The organism is Pseudorhodoferax soli (genome assembly GCF_003337555.1).
In the GTDB taxonomy this organism is placed as follows: Bacteria; Pseudomonadota; Gammaproteobacteria; order Burkholderiales; family Burkholderiaceae_C; genus Pseudorhodoferax; species Pseudorhodoferax soli.
In genome coordinates this window covers 1-1,452 of the sequence record NZ_QPJK01000026.1, presented here as the reverse complement: position 1 = coordinate 1,452, position 1,452 = coordinate 1, and the positions used below count along the sequence as shown (strand labels likewise).

Sequence of the window (1,452 nt, the reverse complement as noted above, 5' to 3'; positions counted from 1 at the left end):
GGTGGATTCAACCGGTCGACGCAACACCGGGTTACGCGGCGGATTTTAGGTAGTCGTTCAGCGCCTCCGTGGGAGTCCTCCAGTCCAACGTTTTGCGTGGCCTGCTGTTCAAGGCGTTGGTCACAGCTTGAAGCTCGCGCACGTCCCATCGGGACAGGTCAGTGCCCTTAGGGAAGTACTGGCGTAGCAGGCCGTTGGTGTTCTCGTTCGTGCCGCGCTGCCAGGGGCTGTGTGGGTCGGCGAAGAAGACCTTCACGCCCGATTCAATGGTGAACCGGGCATGGTCGGACAGCTCCTTGCCGCGGTCCCAGGTCAGTGACTGCCACAGTTGCGTAGGCATCGTGCTCACCGTTTTCTTGAGCGCATTGGCCATGGTGATGGCGCCATAGCCGGCCAGCGCAGGTCCGTTCTTCGTTCGGGGAGTCAGTCCATAGCCGGCCTCGCGCGGCAAGTGCACGAGCATGGTGAAGCGGGTTGATCGCTCCACCAGCGTGCCGATGGCAGACCGGTCCAGCCCGATGATCAGGTCTCCTTCCCAATGACCAGGAACGGCACGATCATCGGCCTGTGGCGGTCGGTTGGAAATCATCACTTCCTCGCTGACGTGTGCCCATGCCTTGGCTTGGGCCCTGGCCCGCGGCGTACGCAAGGCACGGCCCGTGCGCAGATAGCTCACCAGCTCGCGCTTGAGAGCCCCTCGGCCCTGGATGTACAGGGACTGGTAGATGGCTTCATGGGAGATGCGCATCGATGGATCATCGGGGAAGTCGATCCGTAAGCGATGTGCGATCTGCTCCGGTGACCAACCCTTCACCCACTTGCGGTCTCCGCGGTGCGGTTTGTTGCGCCCAATGAATGGTGCCTGCCGAGGGCCAGTGACTTCTTTGCCGCGGCTGTCATGCAGCTTGCCTTCCAAGCGGTCTTGAACATAGCGACGCAGTTGCGGGTTGGTGGCCAGCTTGGCCGGCTTTGGCCTCTTGGCCACAAGCTCGGCCTTCCACTGTGCGACCGATGCCCGGTAGTCGAGTTTGCCGCTGCGTGTTGCGGCGTTGCGCGTCAGCTCTCGCGAGACGGTCGAGGGGCTTCGTCCCAAACGACGGGCTATCTCCCTCACACCAATATCCTGGGCCCGCAGCAAGGCAATCTCTTCTCGTTCTGCAAAGGACAGGTACCGCTCGGAAACAGGTGTCGACATGAACAATGGCATGCCGCCACGATGCCGGAACCAGCGCGAGCCCACCGGCTGTGACACGCCGACGGCTTCAGCGGCCTTCTCGCTCGTGATTCCGGTGGCAATTTGCTGCCAGAACTGTCGTTCCACTTCCCGTCGCAGCGACGGCGCTCCAGGCGAGCGCATCGCGCCACGCCCCGTCAACCTCTGCATCCAACCCGCCGGTCGGCCCATAGACACCTCCTTGATTGAAGGTGTTGCGTCGACCGGTTGAATCCACC

1 protein-coding gene is annotated in these 1,452 nt (G+C 62.5%); it reads right to left on the bottom strand.

Features of this window, described 5'->3' with window-relative positions; translation table 11 throughout:
* Positions 1-31 precede the first annotated feature (31 nt).
* Positions 32-1,384: an IS30 family transposase gene (locus DES41_RS37635; RefSeq protein ID WP_114472801.1), complete on the bottom strand. Its 1,353-nt coding sequence runs from the start codon at positions 1,382-1,384 to the stop codon at positions 32-34.
* Positions 1,385-1,452: the final 68 nt, after the last annotated feature.